This is a genomic window from Paenibacillus sp. FSL H8-0282, from assembly GCF_037963825.1.
GTDB classification, from domain to species: domain Bacteria; phylum Bacillota; class Bacilli; order Paenibacillales; family Paenibacillaceae; genus Paenibacillus_AQ; species Paenibacillus_AQ odorifer.
Window position 1 is genome coordinate 4,339,905 of the sequence record NZ_CP150146.1, and the last position, 14,947, is coordinate 4,354,851.

Here is a 14,947-nt window from a genome sequence, read left to right on the forward strand (position 1 = left end):
GGTTCTGCCCTTACCTTCCGGTTATTGGAGTTCCCAGTCGGTGACTTGAAGGATTGCCGAATCTGCACCCTTCAGGTCTGTCTCTCCCATGTTCAGCAAATTGCTCCACTGCTTCACACGGTTCTTGCCGTTAGGCGGAGAGTTGTACTCATTAGTATCCACAATCTTGGTCCGTTCTTTATAAAATTTGGTCATAAAAGTCTTCTCATCCGTGCTGCTTCCGGATTTACCCAAAAGCCCTTGAAGGGTCTCGGAGCCGCCGGTAGCTCCATGGTTCAGCGCTGCATCCACGAAGGAACCAATAGTTAATGCCGAGTTAAAGCCGCGTTTGCGGGCCTGCTCCACACTGTATTTAATATAGATATTGTAGAACGTTTTCCACATAGCCTCTCTCCACTCGGGATCATTTTGCAAATTGCCGATTTTTCTGCAGAAGCTCTCTTCGCTTTCATTGATCTCGAGGATCTTCCCTTTCATCGAACCCTTAACACCGATCCGGGCCAATGCGCCTTTAACCGAAGGATTACTCGCGCCTTTGGCAGCGTCATATGCCTTGAACAGATCCGGACCGTCGGGACCGGTATCATTTGAGCCGCCTGTAGTCGCACCGAATATTCCAATCGTATACCCGCGGTCATCATCAATATCTTCACAATATCCGTAAAAATTGATCCAGTTCAGATCGTCCTGCTCCGGTTTGTTGACAAGCATCATAATATTGTTCCACTGCTCACCATCCAGACCTGTGTTGTCACGCAAGAATTGAAGTGTTGCCGGTGAGAAATTAGAATCAGGGTTCCCTGCCGCATAACTTTTCTGTTGAGATGTTTTGGACAGACAGCCATAAGAAAAAATCATTGAAAAACTGAGCAGAATCATCAATGAAAATTTCATCTTCTTGGAAACCTTACTCTTCGTTGAATTTAGCACCGCAATCTCTCCTTTAATTGAATAGTTTAAGCGCTTTAACTTTTAGTGGCAGTGAACCTTATCCCTAACCTATCTGAGCATGACAGCCCTCCTTTTTCCAACACTTGGTAATTCAATTTAAGCTTATCTCAAAAACTTTGTCCAAACAGCACGTATTTTCTTGTAAATATTAATTTTTATACATATGTTGCTACAAACCATAGATTAAGTCTACAATCCTCTTAGGAGGTGCTGAATGAAACCGGTATTTTATGAGTCTACTCTTTTTGACATCAGCCGCAAGAAACAGGTATACACCAGCATGCCTTCAAGACACTATCATGATGCATATGAGATTCTGTATTTAATATCCGGGGATTTTTATTATTTTATAGGGGACAGAACTTACCAGGTTGCGGGCGGAACACTACTATTTATGGATATTCACGAAATGCACAAACTGGTCAATTCCGGCTGCAATATGTATGAACGGGTTACACTCCTGTTTAAAAAAGAATTCCTGCAGCATTTCTGCACCGGCAGTCAATGTGAGGAACTGCTCGAATTGTTCAAAAGTGATTACCGTGCTTTGAAGATGACCGGGATGGATCAATATTTCATCGAACAGCTTTTTCAGAAAATGATCCAGGAGGGGAAGAAGCAAGCCCGCGGATATGAACAGTACCAACAAATATTATTGGTGGAGCTGCTCCTCTATCTTAATCGTAAACTATTTGACAGCCGCGTAGCTTCATTTGTAGAATCCAATCGTACACATAAGAAAGTCCTGGACATCGTTAATTATGTAAATCAACATTATATGGAACCGCTCAAGCTCTGTGAGATTTCACGGCAATTCGACATAAGCTCTTCCTACCTTTGCCGCACTTTTAAAGAATCCACCGGGTTCAGCTTCATTGAATATATCAATAACATCCGCATTAAAAAAGCGCGTGATTTGCTGGTTGGCTCTTCTTTTAATGTTACTGAAATTGCGGGAATGGTTGGGTTCGATAACACCTCCCACTTTGGACGAACCTTCAAATTAATAATGGGCATCTCGCCGCTCTGCTTCCGCAAACAATTTAAGTCTTAATAACAAATCACTGGAATACGTCAAGACATTTCATCAAGCCGAACAAATTGCAAGTTTCTTGCCTGTAGTTGGTTTAGCACTTCTTCTAAAGCTTGCAGCATAAAATAAGGAGCATGCCGGTCCGCGCCCGCAGTCTCTCCGCTGTCGTGAAGTAAAACAACGGAGCCATCGGTGATTCCACCTAATAAAATGGCCTGCATCCGGGTTTGACAGGCCCGGATGTTCCAGTCACTCGCCTTCAGCGACCATAGAACAATTCGATACTGCTTGTGCCGAAAGAAATCAAATAGATTGATTAATCCCCAGGGTGGACGGTAATGATTGGGTCTGATTCCGACAATAGACTCTATAATATCAGCGGAGCGTTCCAGATGTTCTCGCCTAATCGTACTGGGCAGCATCAGCCAATTAGAGGTATGGCAGTAATTATGGATGCCAATCTGATGGCCTTCCCGATCCATCCTTCTGATCAGATCTGGATACTGCTCCGCTCGCGCTCCAAGCACGAAAAAAGTAGCCTTCACTTGATGTAACTTCAATAAATCCAGCAATTCCGGCGTATATTTCGGATGTGGCCCATCATCAAAAGTGAATGCCACCTGTTTTTCTACCGTTCCTTTGCGAAAAACACCAAAGCCGCTCACTCGCGTAATCAAACTTGGAATAAACATGTAAAGAGTAGCGGCACATAGTATTCCTCCTATCAGATATGTAAGTATGATTACACCTCCTTATAACAAGCATAAGACCTATCCAGAGTAGTTCTGTCCGGGTGAAAATCGATTTTTCAGTGAGGCGCGTGAATGGATCAGTAACATCGGGACCAGTTGCTCTGTTCGCCGATTGATTCTTTGTCTCCCTTCAGGATGCATGGCAGACAGCAGCAATCGAAGATAGATGGTGGTGATGCGTTCGAAAACGCCGGACTTTATATTTTGTTGTTCAAAGCCAAGTCCGTGCGTTAATCCCCGATGGAGCAGTGTAATCCCCAATAAAGCCTTGACCTGCCTGAACTCGGACTGCGATTCGAAGGCTTCGTTGATTTGCTGCATTGATTTGCGCAGCATGCGAGCCGTTTGCAGTGCGGCACGATCCGATCCTTCGGACCGGATCAACTTCAGGATTCTTTCATTGTCGAGGTGGAGTTCTCCCACCCACTCTCCCTGATTGATGACCGTGGCGTCTTGGCATACAATAGGCTGTCCCCGGTGCTTTTTTAGCATCACGGTACATATACCAAAGCGTGACTTATGCGATCCTCGAAAATGTGAAAGCAACGCAAAAGCTTTTTCCCACATCATCCAGACAGACTGCACCGTGTTTTTACGTATTTTGAAACCCAACTTTTTCACCATCCTTAAAACGGTTATTGTCTCTCATTTCATCCATTGTACCTAACGAAACTTTCTTTTTTCCTAACGTCTACTTCTATTTGACGCTATTCACCGGAATTTCTCTGCGTGTAAATCTAAATTTTTGGCATCTAGTTAAAAAAACTTTCTGACCTAAAAAAAAACAAAATTTAGTAAGTCTTAAATTAGACAACTTCTGCAAGAAAATCCAACTACATAAAGCAAAACCCATGTCTCTTGGACATGAGTTTCGGATGTTATCTTTTTGACTAAATCAATCTGGTTTCACTATCATTCCAAACTACCCAACTCTACCACATCTCCGCTGGTGGCCTTCACGGCATAATCACAATCCAGCTTTCCGCACAGCACATACCTCTTCTGCCCAGGATCATACACATATACGGGTGTTAATTCGAACCATCCCTTGAGCTTGTCATAAGCTTCGTCATGGCTCACAGCAATTTTCCCTTCACTCTTGAATTCATCAAACGTATCGAGCATTAGCTTGTTATCCATATAATTTATAACCTTATAATTGTTCGTATCGATGAACAGAAGGAGCTTACGCTGAAAAATACGATTACTTGATACATTCTTCCTCAATGTCGCTTGAATATGTCCTCTTTCCCGATGTAAAGTCTTCAATATCCATTGTCCGGATTCTTCCGGATAGAGCTGGCTTAAACCAATTTCGACTGCGGTTATACATTGGGCTTGTTCTATGTCTGTGATTGAAAATGAATCTGGATGCGGCTCACGTGCTATTGCCTGTTCGATTGTAACCACTTCTTGCAGACGGATCTCCGTCCTTGCGAACTGTTTCGTGTCCGCTTGCTCCCACTGCATTACTTGATCAATATTCAGTCGTGCTCTCGTTCCTGATATCATCTCAAATGGAATTGTGGTTGTTCCATCATTTGTAATGTAGATTTCTTCTATCCCATAGATCGGCAGGAGATGCTTCATCTCGTACACTGGATATTCTATAAGCTGTAGTTGGTTTTTAGCCAGTAGCTCTACCGCTTGAAGCGTGAGAGAATAATCCTCTTTTTGCACAAGGGAACTGGAAGGAAACTGGCCATAGACACTATAAAAAATAATCCTACCTTCCGCATCGAAGCGTAACTCCATTCGCCCGCCGGGAGAGATAGGTATACCGTCTATACATTCAGCAAAATGATATTCTCCTCTTTCTTCCTTCACTAGGTAGAATTGTTTACCATATTCAAGCCCTACTTCAGCTACCATCCACTGAATAACGCCATTTAATTCAATGTTTTGGAACGGTGTTCGATTTGCATAAGATTTCCCTCCAACAAAAATAACACTTTTATAGTTATTGGATAGCAAGTCAAGCGTAATGACTGCAGTTCCTTCCGGATTATAATCTTCCTTCCATTCCTTAATGTGAGAAGGAAACCATTCCATACTAAGCAAATAGCCGGTTTCTCCCAGCATCGTAACTTCGCGATAAATTTCATTTGTATGTAAATAGTAGTTGTCCAGTCCATAGGTTTGCTGTGTAGCATTAACTAGTTCTTTGATTCGGAAATCCATATCAGTGCACCCCACAAAATTGATACCTATATCATATCATTACTTAGCAATGATTATGAAGCGCAGCGAATCATATCTCCTATATATTCTACGATCTTATGTAACGGGTTTTGCTGGTGTTCAGAAAATGATCAGTAGCTTGGGGTTTAATAATGCAGAGTGTATTAATCGATTGGACAAGTCAGGAAAATTCACCCTGCTGACTCAGACCTTGCCAGAATACTAAACGTGTATAGTGAACACATATTTTAATGGAGGTATATCATCATGATTGACATCATCGACGGAAATGCGGCATTAATACATTTTTTTCCACTTCCGGCGCATCTTTATTCTAAGAATATTGCTTGTATTGTTGCTGTGGCGCATGCAGAAGAACGGGGTCCAAATTTAACAGGCCTCATAAATGCTCTATACTCGAAGGGATATACAGATCTTGAACATCTATTCAATTCCACATGGAAAAAACTATACCAAGTTCCGAGGTTGGGCCAGCAAAGACTGGTGCTTCTACTTAGTTTACTAGAACGAATTTCTGCAGATCCCAAGACTATAGAAACCTATACAGCTGTCCCTCATGTTACCATCCACAGTAAAAAGGAAATGAAAGAATTAACTTTAAAGAGGATCATTAAGAAGTATAACGAAACATCTGTAGAGGTATTAACTGAAGACACCGAAAAAGAAGCTCGTTTAAAGAAAATTAAAGATAGACTCCGAGAAATGGGGATGATCGTATAACAAAACCCCGTCAGTATAGTGAAGTGCACCCCTTAGAATAGACATTGGACAAACCTCTGGGTCATTCCGATTTCTATTCTAGGGGTGTGACTTTCAATTCATTTAGTAATCGCGTGCTGCATCGAACCAGCGTTGAGCCATCTCCTCTGTGATAGGCTGGCCAATCAGGTGGTCAGACTGGCTAAGTTGCCATACCGCTTCACCAAGGTCTTCTCGTTCGGTGGTTTCGATGCCCTTAAGATTGTTGAAGCGCACGGTGAAAGCGGTAATGGCGGCCTCGGCTTCAGCAAAGCTACGGGCTTCGGACAAGGTTACCTGTGCAACGTTGTAAGCTTCATTAGCCAGCTTGGCTAGACGTTTAGCCCAGGAGGAGAATGGGCGGCCAAACTCGGTCGTCCACCACTCTGGCTTTCGTAATTGGCTCACTGAAGCATGGTCGGTCCAAGGACGGGTTTCAGCGCGAGTTTTCATTTGCTTTTTTATACGCTTGCCAGCGCTTTCTTCGACATTGTAGGCGATGAATCTGTCAAGCAACGGCCACTCGTTCAAGGTCGGCAAGTCCCCCAGATCAGGCATGAAGCGCAGCTCCAGATTCGTTAACTGGGTATGATGAGCTAATAAATTCAGGTGGCAGAAGTTTCCCCACAAACTCAGTGATTTAAGGTTTGGGTACCGGTTTAGACACTCTAGCGAGATGGGCTGTCCCAGCGGTGCGTTATGTAGCGTCAAGCTCGTTACCTGGTGCAGCTCCCCCATATCGGGCAGCAAAAAAGGGGGATCATTCTTACGTCGGCCGGTGCGCGGTGCTAGTGTAAGAGAAGATGGCATATCACCTGTGGCCGAGAAGCGTGATAGATCGCCGGACACACTCAGGCGGAAAGGCTGCTTCGGAAGTATTAGGCTAAGGGACCTCCCGGATGCTTCCAACTCGACATGCAAGCCATGCAAATTGGACTGACTGGCGTCCGCCACCGTGTCTGCAGACAGGATCGGAGTCCATGTCATCTCTTCAATGGGACGTTTCTGTGCCCAGTCAAAGAAGCTTGAATCACTGCCTGTATAATGCAGAAATCGCGGCCAGGGAGAGCCAGCCGGTGTGGCAAAGACATCGAATACGGTCCAATCGATAGGCGCATCAGACGCGACATGAAGGTCAACCTTTTTCCCCAATTGCGACGGACCCATGGATAGACTGCCCACACCGGGCTTAAGGACAAGAGTATGACTACGTGGACCTGTCAGGTTGATAGGATAACTACCAACTTCTCTAACAGAACCAGCTGAAGGACCAGCTTGGCTATCACTTGGCATTTCTATCATCCTTTCCTCTAATGCATATCAAGATCTAACTATTCACACCTGACTCTATCTTCTCTGTAATAAATTGTTTGAATCTTGTAAAATACCGCTCTGATGCTTCCCAGCGCCTAAGATCCAAATAGGACATGTCCTGCTTGCCATATTGATCGGGCGGCTGATAATGCCGGGAAACATAAGTTCCATTGTCCACTGTATAAAAATAATACGCTTCATCTGGAGTCCTGATTTCAATCCGACCATGTAGGAGGTCTCCGTCCTCGTCCGTATGCGTTTGACGGAAGCTGTAACATTTAGAGCCGTCCCAGAACCCGCCATTATCCTCCACTTCCGAATATAATTCCCGAATTACAGTGTGTTGCAAAATGTCTTGCACATACTGTACCTCAATGTTTCGTAGATAAAGCTCAGCCATATTAACGCAGGTCAGCAACATCGTCCAGCAATCGCTAATCTCTGCTAGTTGTTCCTGAGACTCTTCTGTAATGTCCTCCCACTCAGACCCTTCTTCTATGGTTCTCTTCAACAAACCGACAGAATGATCTTGCTCAAGCCAAATATAATAGTGATGCCGGTTATCATTCATATAAACGCTAAGATCCCGCTCATCCCCGTCAGCATCAATATGCTCCAGTTGAACTTTGAAAAAAACGTCTTGCTCCCGAAAATTAAAAGAAGGCTTATCACTTGGCATTAAAATACACTGCGTCAACTTCAATATATTTTCTTCATTGATTGTGTTATGGGTGAAATATAAATGAACAGCTTTCTTGCTAGCGGGGGATTCCTTTATTTTTTTTAGAGCAGAACGGCCTTCTTTAATTACGTTCACCAGTGTGCCAAAGGAAAAGTCCTCCTCATCCTCTTCCATATCCAAAAAAACTTCATCAATCAACACTTCATGAATGTCTACCGGAAGCTCCTGAAATACGCCGTCCCCCTCCCACACATTTACTAAGCAGGCGATCGATTTATGTCCGTCCACTTTGAAACTGTACTCGTCATCCTGAACCAAAACCGCAGCGCTGAGATCACCTTTAACAATCGTTTCCCCATGATTGTAGGAGCCGCATAATATTTCCTCAATCATCAGGTTGCCCGAAACATAAATTTCCTGACCGCCTACAGCTATATTTTTCGCACTCATATTACCGGTCACCAAAAGCCCTATGGCACCATCCGTTTCTTTATTATAAAGATTGTCTACAGTAAAATTTCCTTCTATAAAAATGATGATTACCTCTTTTTGTTGCGGGAAAGGTTGCTCCCAATCTAGATTAAGAGAAGGCAGCGTCAAATCCCCTTCATAGTAAGCGGCAAGTTGCTCGTCACTAAAATCTTGGTAAAACTTCGCCCACCAAGATCCTTCAGGAAATTTATCTGCTAGTTGGCTAATAGGAATGAATCGAAAAAGATTGCTCATAAATTATTTTCCCTTCATTTTAAATCCGAATATAGTAGACGATTTCCGAAAGCGGAGGCTTCTACTCCGCCGCTTCCGCCAACCATACTTGCATAGCTGGAGATTCTGCCCGATTCAAACGGAGGGCGATTTCAGTATTGACCTCATCCGGCGGCATGACTTCGACAAGGACGCATACTGACTCTCGCAGTTGATTCAAGGCAAACACACCTTCATCATCGAGCATTTTCATCGCCAGCTCCATGGCCTTCAGCCTCAAATCAAACTTGCGATTCCCTTCGTCATCCTCAAGAACCGCAATGAAAGAACGATCGGTAAATCGTTGTTTAACATTATCAAAGTTCTCATCGCCGAAACAACAATAGGGCGAATCCGCATAAGACCATTTGATAAGTTCCGCAATCGTCGATGCCGGTGTGTCACTTTCGACGCCTTGCCTGGCTGCTTCTACCTCCAAAGCTTCCCACGACCAGGCGGAGATACTTGGCGCATGTCCCTCGCCAGTAGTGTAAAGGGTACAGTAATAGTAACGTTCGCCATTTTCAAAAAGAGCGCGAAAAGACGTTCTAGCAGCATCGGCGATCTCTATCGCCAGCCTCTCTATTTCTTGCATCGGCTTCCTCCTTTCCGTTAGTGGATCCGTTCAGGCAGGATGTCTTCTATTTGCTCCAGCCTTCTAGAAATGATATGGCGGTGCTTTTTCTACTACAAGGTTATCAGGATGAACATCAGTTGGCTCATAGTCATTCATACGGAGAAGGATATACTCAATCTCTTCTAATGGCATCTGCAATTTCTGGCTGACTTCATAAAGATCCATGTCTTGCGAAAGTAGGTCCCGTGCTTGATTTAACTTTCCATTTAGCCAATTGTTTTCGAGCATCCATTTTTTCACTAGGTCCAGTAGTTGATTTTGGTTTTCCTTAACTGCATGCTTATTATATTTAGCAACTGACTCTGACAAATAGTTAAAAAGGTGAATACCTAATCCCTCACGTTGTTCATGCTTGGACATCCGTTGGTACTGCTCATAACTTATGCTGATATCTAATTCGAGGGTATGATCCCTGCTATCAAACCGTCTGGATGTTTTTCGGCCATAACCTTCAGGTAAAACACGCAACACAAAAAAGATATCATAGGGAAACTCCCATGTATTTGCTAATTCCTCTAAGGGCAGCAGTTCATCTCTCAATTGACCCACACACGTTCCATGTGTATCCAAAGTAAAAACTAGTTTCATGCATACCTCCCTCTCCCAGACTTACGGAGCACCCAGATTAGCTGTTATTTTCTGAAATCGCTTCGCAGCCTTTCGACAAGAGCCACTGCTCCATTACGGCAAACGCCTGCCCCATATCCTGTTCATAGAAGATGGCCACCTCTTGCTGGTAGGCATAATTCAACCGTACATATCCTCCCAGCTGCCGGTAGAACAGGAAACAAACATAGGCATTCTCAATAAACAAATCCGGTGGGAATTCATGTTGGCACAATCCAGCCAGTTCGGGTAGCGTAAGCTGGTCCTGCCCTTGTGGCAAACGCAAAAAGCGATGGCTGCGAGTGCCCGTCCACGGTTCATAATAGACGCTCTCCCCTTGACTGATTCCATACACCTGACGATAAATTTCGTCCAGCACCAAGGCGTACAACCCTTCGTCTTCCTGCTCCCCTGCCTGCAGGGAAATCGCCTTTACGTGCTCCGCATGCCGAGGTAGCCAAAGCAGCCCAGCTGTCTGGGGATGTATTGCCAGAAAATCTCCGTCCACCGTTGTACCTATAACGATACACTCACCGATCTGTTGTTCAGTAATGGGGCTATACTCGTCATGCTCCCATAATCCGTATTCTGCAAAAGGTTTGAGCACCTCCGCATCCGGAAACTGAACATTCAGCCACCCTCTGTAAGTCCCTTCGCCGAATCGCCGCAAAAACCGGAGGTAGCCCGGTGGATAAACAGTGGCGTCTTCCTTTGCAAGTGCTTGGTTTTGACCATCAGACAGCGGTTTTGGCCGAGATACGATGTACATAAATACTCCTCCTGCTGCCCCAACATGCAACTCTTCCAGATAAGAGAATTCTATAAAATATTGCAGGTTGAGCAGCTTTTTTATCCAAGATAATACTGAAATTTTAGAGAGTGCAACATATCAATCCCCAATTTTTGAATTCTCCAGCTTGGCCAATGCCTCGGTGTAATTTGCCCTGAACTATTTGCCACCCGTCACAAGCCCATATTTATTGAAAATCCACGATTTGCTCAAATCTTGAATCGCACCATGGCTTATACGCACAGAAGGCTTTTGCTCCTTCATAGCATCTGCATCATGCGCCGAGAAGCGAAGCGGCTTTGTCATTTTTTTAATAGCACCCGTTATTTCATCGAAAAACGTATATGTTAACGGCTTATGGTCCCGAATATCCTCATAGATATAATACTTCCCTTTTTCATCTTCCAAATCTATTTGAAAGCCTTTAGGAAATGATAGCAAGATACACGGCAGTTCATCCTCTGCCCATTGTCCGTAATATGGAAAATAGACACCTTCATTTCTCGCGAAAAATCCAGAGCTTTCATTATCAGACGCAACAGAAATAGAATAAACAAAGAAAGGGAGACCCTCATTCCTTTTTTCTTCTGTCGTAAAATAATAATAAAAGGTCTGATACGCCTCATACACCTGATTCAGATCATGCTCTGTCTGGTCATAATTGGTTAGATGAAATTGCGCTTGCTTTTGTTCAAAACGCTTCAAAACGCTTTCAAACTCTTCCGGCCTGATGAAGAATCTAAGTTTATAAAATCCGCTGTTCTTTAATTTATCCATTTCTTTTCGCTCACCGCCATGTACTAAAATGTCATCTCAGATGTCCTTAGCCATTTGCTCGTGTACTTTCAAAATTCATATTTCACAAACCGTTTTCTGAGAGTTTCTTCGTACGGGATCCACTCCCAATCACTCCATAAAGACATGCTTACGAGTTCTGACAGCTTATCTACGGCTTGTCCCGGACTCGTTATGTCAATGAAGCCGTCAAAATCCTCATTACGGATATCCAACGCTTTTCGCAGGTAGTCATCATTGAGACGCTCTTCCCGGAGTTGTTCATATTCATCCCTCGTCCACTGCTCACAAAAGATCTTTTCGGCTTGAATGTCTCCATTCTCGAACAACGACAACTCGAATATTTCCTCATCCATATATCCGGCGGTCATCACTGGCTCCCCGGTAAGCTGGGACAACGTTTTACCGGCCTTCTTCACCGTACCCCATACAAAATAATCGTGGAGCACGCTGATCCAGTTTTCGTTGCTTTTGCTTACATACATGACAACCTTGCTCTCTGGAGCTTCATGATTTTTCTTGCCTAATACTTTGGCATGCCCTTCGCTTAGCTCTCTTAATGCTTCGACAGTCTTCTCAAGGTTATTCGACTTGATATGCAAATTTGCGAATGATCTTCCCACGAGATGGCCTCCTCTAATCGTTTTTTTTACTCAGCCGGATTCTTATTTATATCCTATTGATCGGTTCTATGAATGTCTCATATTTCCATTATAGTGATCGCTTGTCCTGAGTCTACCTACTTTTCACCTGGATTTTAGAAATAACCTTTGCACAGAAAGAGTTATAACCTTGACCGTTCAGCACAATCTCTAGTCCCTTCCCCACTCCGCTCTTAAAAAAAGGAGGGTATCCCTCCGCCATTTTATGACGTTTGGGACACCCTCTGTCGAGCTATTTCACATCCTTACAACACTCTCCAACTTACCGCTCAAAAATTCCCTGTCGTCACTTATGGTACGGTTCAGCGCGCTGGCTGTTACGGCAAGTTCTGATTTTATATTACCGTTGTTCGATCAATCCGTACTCTAGGCAGTTACCGACTCGCTGCCTCGATGATCCAGTCGGTCAAATCGTTGATTTGTCTTTTCACGGCGATTGGGTCGCGGTACCAGGATTGGTTCTCCGTCCATAAAAATACCCGATTGTTGCGAATCGGCTCTAGTGACCCCCAGATTGGATCAGCCTGCAGCGATTCCAAGCTGGCTTCCGTCGTCAGAATCAAATAATCACCCATGTACTCCGAAAGTTTCTCCAGCGAAAATTCATAGTAGGATTCCTTCAGCATAAATTCTGGAACCGTCGTCGGCGGCTTCAGCCCCATTATTTCATACATCAGCCGGCCGCCTCGTCCCGATTTCGGACCAAAAAGGCTCACGTTTCCATCGTACTCTTGCATAATCGAAAGCGTCTCTCCTTCGGGAACGGCTTGTTGGACTTTCTCCCGAATGTCTGCAATTTCCTTCTCGAATTGTTCGTTCCATTTCTCCGCTTCCTCACGTCTATCCAGCAACTCGCCAAAATACAGCATTTCTTCCTGAATGGATACAAACTGATTGTAAGGAACCGATACCGTAGGTGCGATCATCTGATATTTCTCGACTACCTCAGGCTGTGGATTATGCGTTATGATTAAATCCGGATTGAGTTCCAGCAGCTTCTCTAACGAGTCGCCTACATCCGTCACGACGTCCAGCATTCCCTCGAGATAAGGACTCGACATCAAGAACGATTCGGCTGCGATCGGCTGGACTTCCAGAGCAAGTACGGTGCCGAGATAAGAAATTGCCGCTACGCGCTGAGGGTGTGCAGGAACTTCGACATCGCCGAAAGCGGTCTTGACTACCTTGATCTCAGAAGATGCCAAAACCTCTGACTCTTGAGTGATCATGGTTGGAGAAGCGCTGACGGCAACCTGGCTGTTCGTTGCGCCTCCGTTGTTCACCGACCCACCACAAGCTGTTAACATCACGGTCAAACATAACAGCATCACTGCATAAAAACTTCGGGTTGCTCTAGTCATTTTATTCGCCCCATCCTGTTGAAATTGATAATCAATATCACTCACATAAAAAGGATAGCTTAATGACCGGCTTAGAACAACGGACGATTGTGACCTATTCCTTGCATAATCTGAAACGAACTGGCCGTATCGTTTACGATATTGACCTGGCGTCATGCCGGCATGCTTTTTGAACATGCGGCTGAAATAAATGAGGTCCGGATAACCGACATGTGATGCTATTTCCTGTTGTGTTGCTATCGTACCGGCCAGCAGAGCCTTCGCATCTTCCATTCGGAAACGAATGACGTAGTCCAGCGGACTGAGCCCTGTCTGTTCTTTAAATTTTCGCGATATATATTGTTGGCTGTAATTCAATTGCCGAGCAAGCTCCTCAAACGAGATCGGCTGGCGATAATTCCTGGACAAATGTCGAATAACTTGCTCCGATAAAGATGGCTCGCCGGCTCCGAACAGACGCTCCCTCAGGACAGCGTGAACGAAGCGGATAAAGTCTCCCTTGGCCGACAGCCGGGTTAATCCGTCGTCAGATTTAAGCCAACCGTCGCGTATCGTTTGAAGCAGCTCAAGCATGGCCAGCGGTTCGCCAGGCGGGAACCCCCAGCTTTCCAGAAACGGGTCGGATTCCTCCATCATCATATGAAATTCGCACGAGGCCGAAGCGGGGAGAAACGCTTTGTAGAGTACGATATATACATTCAGCGCTTCTCGGCTCCGAACCGTCACCAGAGAGCCTTTGCCGGCGTGCAGTACATGGAAACGATCGCACAGCCATACCTCATCGTCAACCCACAACTCGCCTTGTCCTTGAAAAGCGAATAAAAATGCGCTTGCCGGCAAACAGTATTGATTCAAATCGTTGTCGTTTCCGGCCTGCTTTAGCCGTACGTCCAGCACACTCATAATCACCTGGTTCCATATTTGTATAAGTTTCAGAACGTCCATAACTGATTCGCAAACTCCCTTTAAATTCTCAAGAGATAATCATTCTCAATTGAATCATGTTTCTAAACACAATAACGAATACGTCTAGCGCTGTCAATAAGGTGTTGCCGAATGAGACGAGGATGCGAGTAGCGAGGCATACGGCTATTTTGCCGGAGCCTAGCCCAAAAGCAAAAGACGCTGATCCGCAAACATACGTGCGGAACTAGCGTCTATCAATGAATCGTGAGGGCCCTTTTTTTGATCTCACAATTATCTTAATCATTGGCATACTTTTATGTCGCCTGCTTAGTAAATGCCTGTCTCTTTCGCAAGGGAATTTTTGTAGGCTGCAATTTTGTCTTTCAACATCTTCTCTGTGGCTGTTAAGTTTCTGATTTGGCTCTGTATAGAGTTACTATGATTCTCAAGAAGGTTCAAGCGGGCTTGGGCCGTATGCTCTCCTTCTAAATATAACTGCGCATATTCTCTAATTTGTGAGATCGGCATTTGGGTTTGTTTCAACCTCATCACAAATCGCAGCCAAGCAAGATTGGAGTCATCATATATTCTTTCTCCATTCGCATTCCGCATCGGAGCAATAATTTTTTCCTTTTCATAATATCTCAGTGTATATGCGGTAATCCCTAGTAATTTGGCTACATCGCTGATCGTATACATACAAGCCCCCGAATCTATGTTGATTTTAAGAGTCCCCATAATTATAAAAAATATTTGACTTAGAGTAAACTCTAA

At 44.4% G+C, this 14,947-nt stretch carries 16 protein-coding genes; 3 read left to right on the forward strand and 13 right to left on the reverse strand.

The window, feature by feature from the left end; translation table 11 throughout:
• Positions 1-21 precede the first annotated feature (21 nt).
• Positions 22-894: a chitosanase gene (locus tag NST94_RS18750; protein ID WP_076127377.1), complete on the reverse strand. Its 873-nt coding sequence runs from the start codon at positions 892-894 to the stop codon at positions 22-24.
• A 271-nt stretch (positions 895-1,165) separates the two neighbouring features.
• Here NST94_RS18750 and NST94_RS18755 point away from each other — a divergent pair, with 271 nt between their 5' ends.
• Positions 1,166-2,005, forward strand: a complete 840-nt coding sequence (locus NST94_RS18755; protein ID WP_076217885.1) for an AraC family transcriptional regulator — start codon at positions 1,166-1,168, stop codon at positions 2,003-2,005.
• A 20-nt stretch (positions 2,006-2,025) separates the two neighbouring features.
• Here NST94_RS18755 and NST94_RS18760 read toward each other — a convergent pair whose 3' ends face one another.
• The 3 genes from NST94_RS18760 to NST94_RS18770 form a co-directional block, all read right to left on the reverse strand.
• Complete coding sequence (locus NST94_RS18760) at positions 2,026-2,676, reverse strand: polysaccharide deacetylase family protein (protein ID WP_175617280.1); 651 nt, start codon at positions 2,674-2,676, stop codon at positions 2,026-2,028.
• A gap of 78 nt (positions 2,677-2,754) precedes the next feature.
• Positions 2,755-3,360, reverse strand: a complete 606-nt coding sequence (locus NST94_RS18765) for a polysaccharide deacetylase (RefSeq protein ID WP_339281159.1) — start codon at positions 3,358-3,360, stop codon at positions 2,755-2,757.
• 288 nt (positions 3,361-3,648) lie between these two features.
• Positions 3,649-4,917 carry a hypothetical protein gene (locus tag NST94_RS18770; protein WP_339281160.1) on the reverse strand — a complete coding sequence of 423 codons (1,269 nt, stop codon included), beginning with the start codon at positions 4,915-4,917 and terminating at the stop codon, positions 3,649-3,651.
• Positions 4,918-4,972: 55 nt separating this feature from the next.
• Between NST94_RS18770 and NST94_RS18775 the strand changes: the two genes are divergently transcribed.
• Positions 4,973-5,143, forward strand: coding sequence for a hypothetical protein (locus NST94_RS18775; RefSeq protein WP_339281161.1), 171 nt, complete (start codon positions 4,973-4,975; stop codon positions 5,141-5,143).
• A gap of 41 nt (positions 5,144-5,184) precedes the next feature.
• Positions 5,185-5,658, forward strand: coding sequence for a hypothetical protein (locus tag NST94_RS18780; RefSeq protein WP_076127219.1), 474 nt, complete (start codon positions 5,185-5,187; stop codon positions 5,656-5,658).
• Between the two features lie 102 nt (positions 5,659-5,760).
• Here NST94_RS18780 and NST94_RS18785 read toward each other — a convergent pair whose 3' ends face one another.
• The 9 genes from NST94_RS18785 to NST94_RS18825 all read right to left on the reverse strand — a co-directional run bounded on the left by NST94_RS18785 (position 5,761) and on the right by NST94_RS18825 (position 14,872).
• Complete coding sequence (locus tag NST94_RS18785; protein WP_339281162.1) at positions 5,761-6,969, reverse strand: hypothetical protein; 1,209 nt, start codon at positions 6,967-6,969, stop codon at positions 5,761-5,763.
• A gap of 34 nt (positions 6,970-7,003) precedes the next feature.
• Positions 7,004-8,398, reverse strand: coding sequence for a hypothetical protein (locus NST94_RS18790; protein WP_339281163.1), 1,395 nt, complete (start codon positions 8,396-8,398; stop codon positions 7,004-7,006).
• 61 nt (positions 8,399-8,459) lie between these two features.
• On the reverse strand, positions 8,460-9,011 hold the full coding sequence (locus NST94_RS18795; protein ID WP_339281164.1) for a DUF4303 domain-containing protein: 552 nt from the start codon (positions 9,009-9,011) through the stop codon (positions 8,460-8,462).
• 63 nt (positions 9,012-9,074) lie between these two features.
• Positions 9,075-9,641 carry a hypothetical protein gene (locus NST94_RS18800; protein ID WP_076127226.1) on the reverse strand — a complete coding sequence of 189 codons (567 nt, stop codon included), beginning with the start codon at positions 9,639-9,641 and terminating at the stop codon, positions 9,075-9,077.
• Positions 9,642-9,678: 37 nt separating this feature from the next.
• Positions 9,679-10,428 carry a hypothetical protein gene (locus tag NST94_RS18805; protein WP_248548583.1) on the reverse strand — a complete coding sequence of 250 codons (750 nt, stop codon included), beginning with the start codon at positions 10,426-10,428 and terminating at the stop codon, positions 9,679-9,681.
• Positions 10,429-10,608: 180 nt separating this feature from the next.
• Positions 10,609-11,226 (reverse strand): hypothetical protein, encoded by a 618-nt coding sequence (locus tag NST94_RS18810; protein ID WP_339281165.1) that lies wholly within the window; start codon positions 11,224-11,226, stop codon positions 10,609-10,611.
• Between the two features lie 68 nt (positions 11,227-11,294).
• Positions 11,295-11,867: a hypothetical protein gene (locus NST94_RS18815; RefSeq protein WP_339281166.1), complete on the reverse strand. Its 573-nt coding sequence runs from the start codon at positions 11,865-11,867 to the stop codon at positions 11,295-11,297.
• 413 nt (positions 11,868-12,280) lie between these two features.
• Entirely contained in the window at positions 12,281-14,212 is a 1,932-nt protein-coding gene (locus NST94_RS18820) for an AraC family transcriptional regulator (RefSeq protein WP_076278695.1), read from the reverse strand.
• A gap of 288 nt (positions 14,213-14,500) precedes the next feature.
• Positions 14,501-14,872: a MerR family transcriptional regulator gene (locus NST94_RS18825; RefSeq protein WP_076182898.1), complete on the reverse strand. Its 372-nt coding sequence runs from the start codon at positions 14,870-14,872 to the stop codon at positions 14,501-14,503.
• Positions 14,873-14,947 lie beyond the last annotated feature (75 nt).

Bases quoted from the DNA above. Each gene is read 5' to 3' on its own strand.
- NST94_RS18750 (WP_076127377.1), bottom strand. From the start codon at position 894: ATGAAATTTTCATTGATGATTCTGCTCAGTTTTTCAATGATTTTTTCT.
- NST94_RS18755 (WP_076217885.1), top strand. From the start codon at position 1,166: ATGAAACCGGTATTTTATGAGTCTACTCTTTTTGACATCAGCCGCAAG.
- NST94_RS18760 (WP_175617280.1), bottom strand. From the start codon at position 2,676: ATGTTTATTCCAAGTTTGATTACGCGAGTGAGCGGCTTTGGTGTTTTT.
- NST94_RS18765 (WP_339281159.1), bottom strand. From the start codon at position 3,360: ATGGTGAAAAAGTTGGGTTTCAAAATACGTAAAAACACGGTGCAGTCT.
- NST94_RS18770 (WP_339281160.1), bottom strand. From the start codon at position 4,917: ATGGATTTCCGAATCAAAGAACTAGTTAATGCTACACAGCAAACCTAT.
- NST94_RS18775 (WP_339281161.1), top strand. From the start codon at position 4,973: ATGAAGCGCAGCGAATCATATCTCCTATATATTCTACGATCTTATGTA.
- NST94_RS18780 (WP_076127219.1), top strand. From the start codon at position 5,185: ATGATTGACATCATCGACGGAAATGCGGCATTAATACATTTTTTTCCA.
- NST94_RS18785 (WP_339281162.1), bottom strand. From the start codon at position 6,969: ATGCCAAGTGATAGCCAAGCTGGTCCTTCAGCTGGTTCTGTTAGAGAA.
- NST94_RS18790 (WP_339281163.1), bottom strand. From the start codon at position 8,398: ATGAGCAATCTTTTTCGATTCATTCCTATTAGCCAACTAGCAGATAAA.
- NST94_RS18795 (WP_339281164.1), bottom strand. From the start codon at position 9,011: ATGCAAGAAATAGAGAGGCTGGCGATAGAGATCGCCGATGCTGCTAGA.
- NST94_RS18800 (WP_076127226.1), bottom strand. From the start codon at position 9,641: ATGAAACTAGTTTTTACTTTGGATACACATGGAACGTGTGTGGGTCAA.
- NST94_RS18805 (WP_248548583.1), bottom strand. From the start codon at position 10,428: ATGTACATCGTATCTCGGCCAAAACCGCTGTCTGATGGTCAAAACCAA.
- NST94_RS18810 (WP_339281165.1), bottom strand. From the start codon at position 11,226: ATGGATAAATTAAAGAACAGCGGATTTTATAAACTTAGATTCTTCATC.
- NST94_RS18820 (WP_076278695.1), bottom strand. From the start codon at position 14,212: ATGGACGTTCTGAAACTTATACAAATATGGAACCAGGTGATTATGAGT.
- NST94_RS18825 (WP_076182898.1), bottom strand. From the start codon at position 14,872: ATGTATACGATCAGCGATGTAGCCAAATTACTAGGGATTACCGCATAT.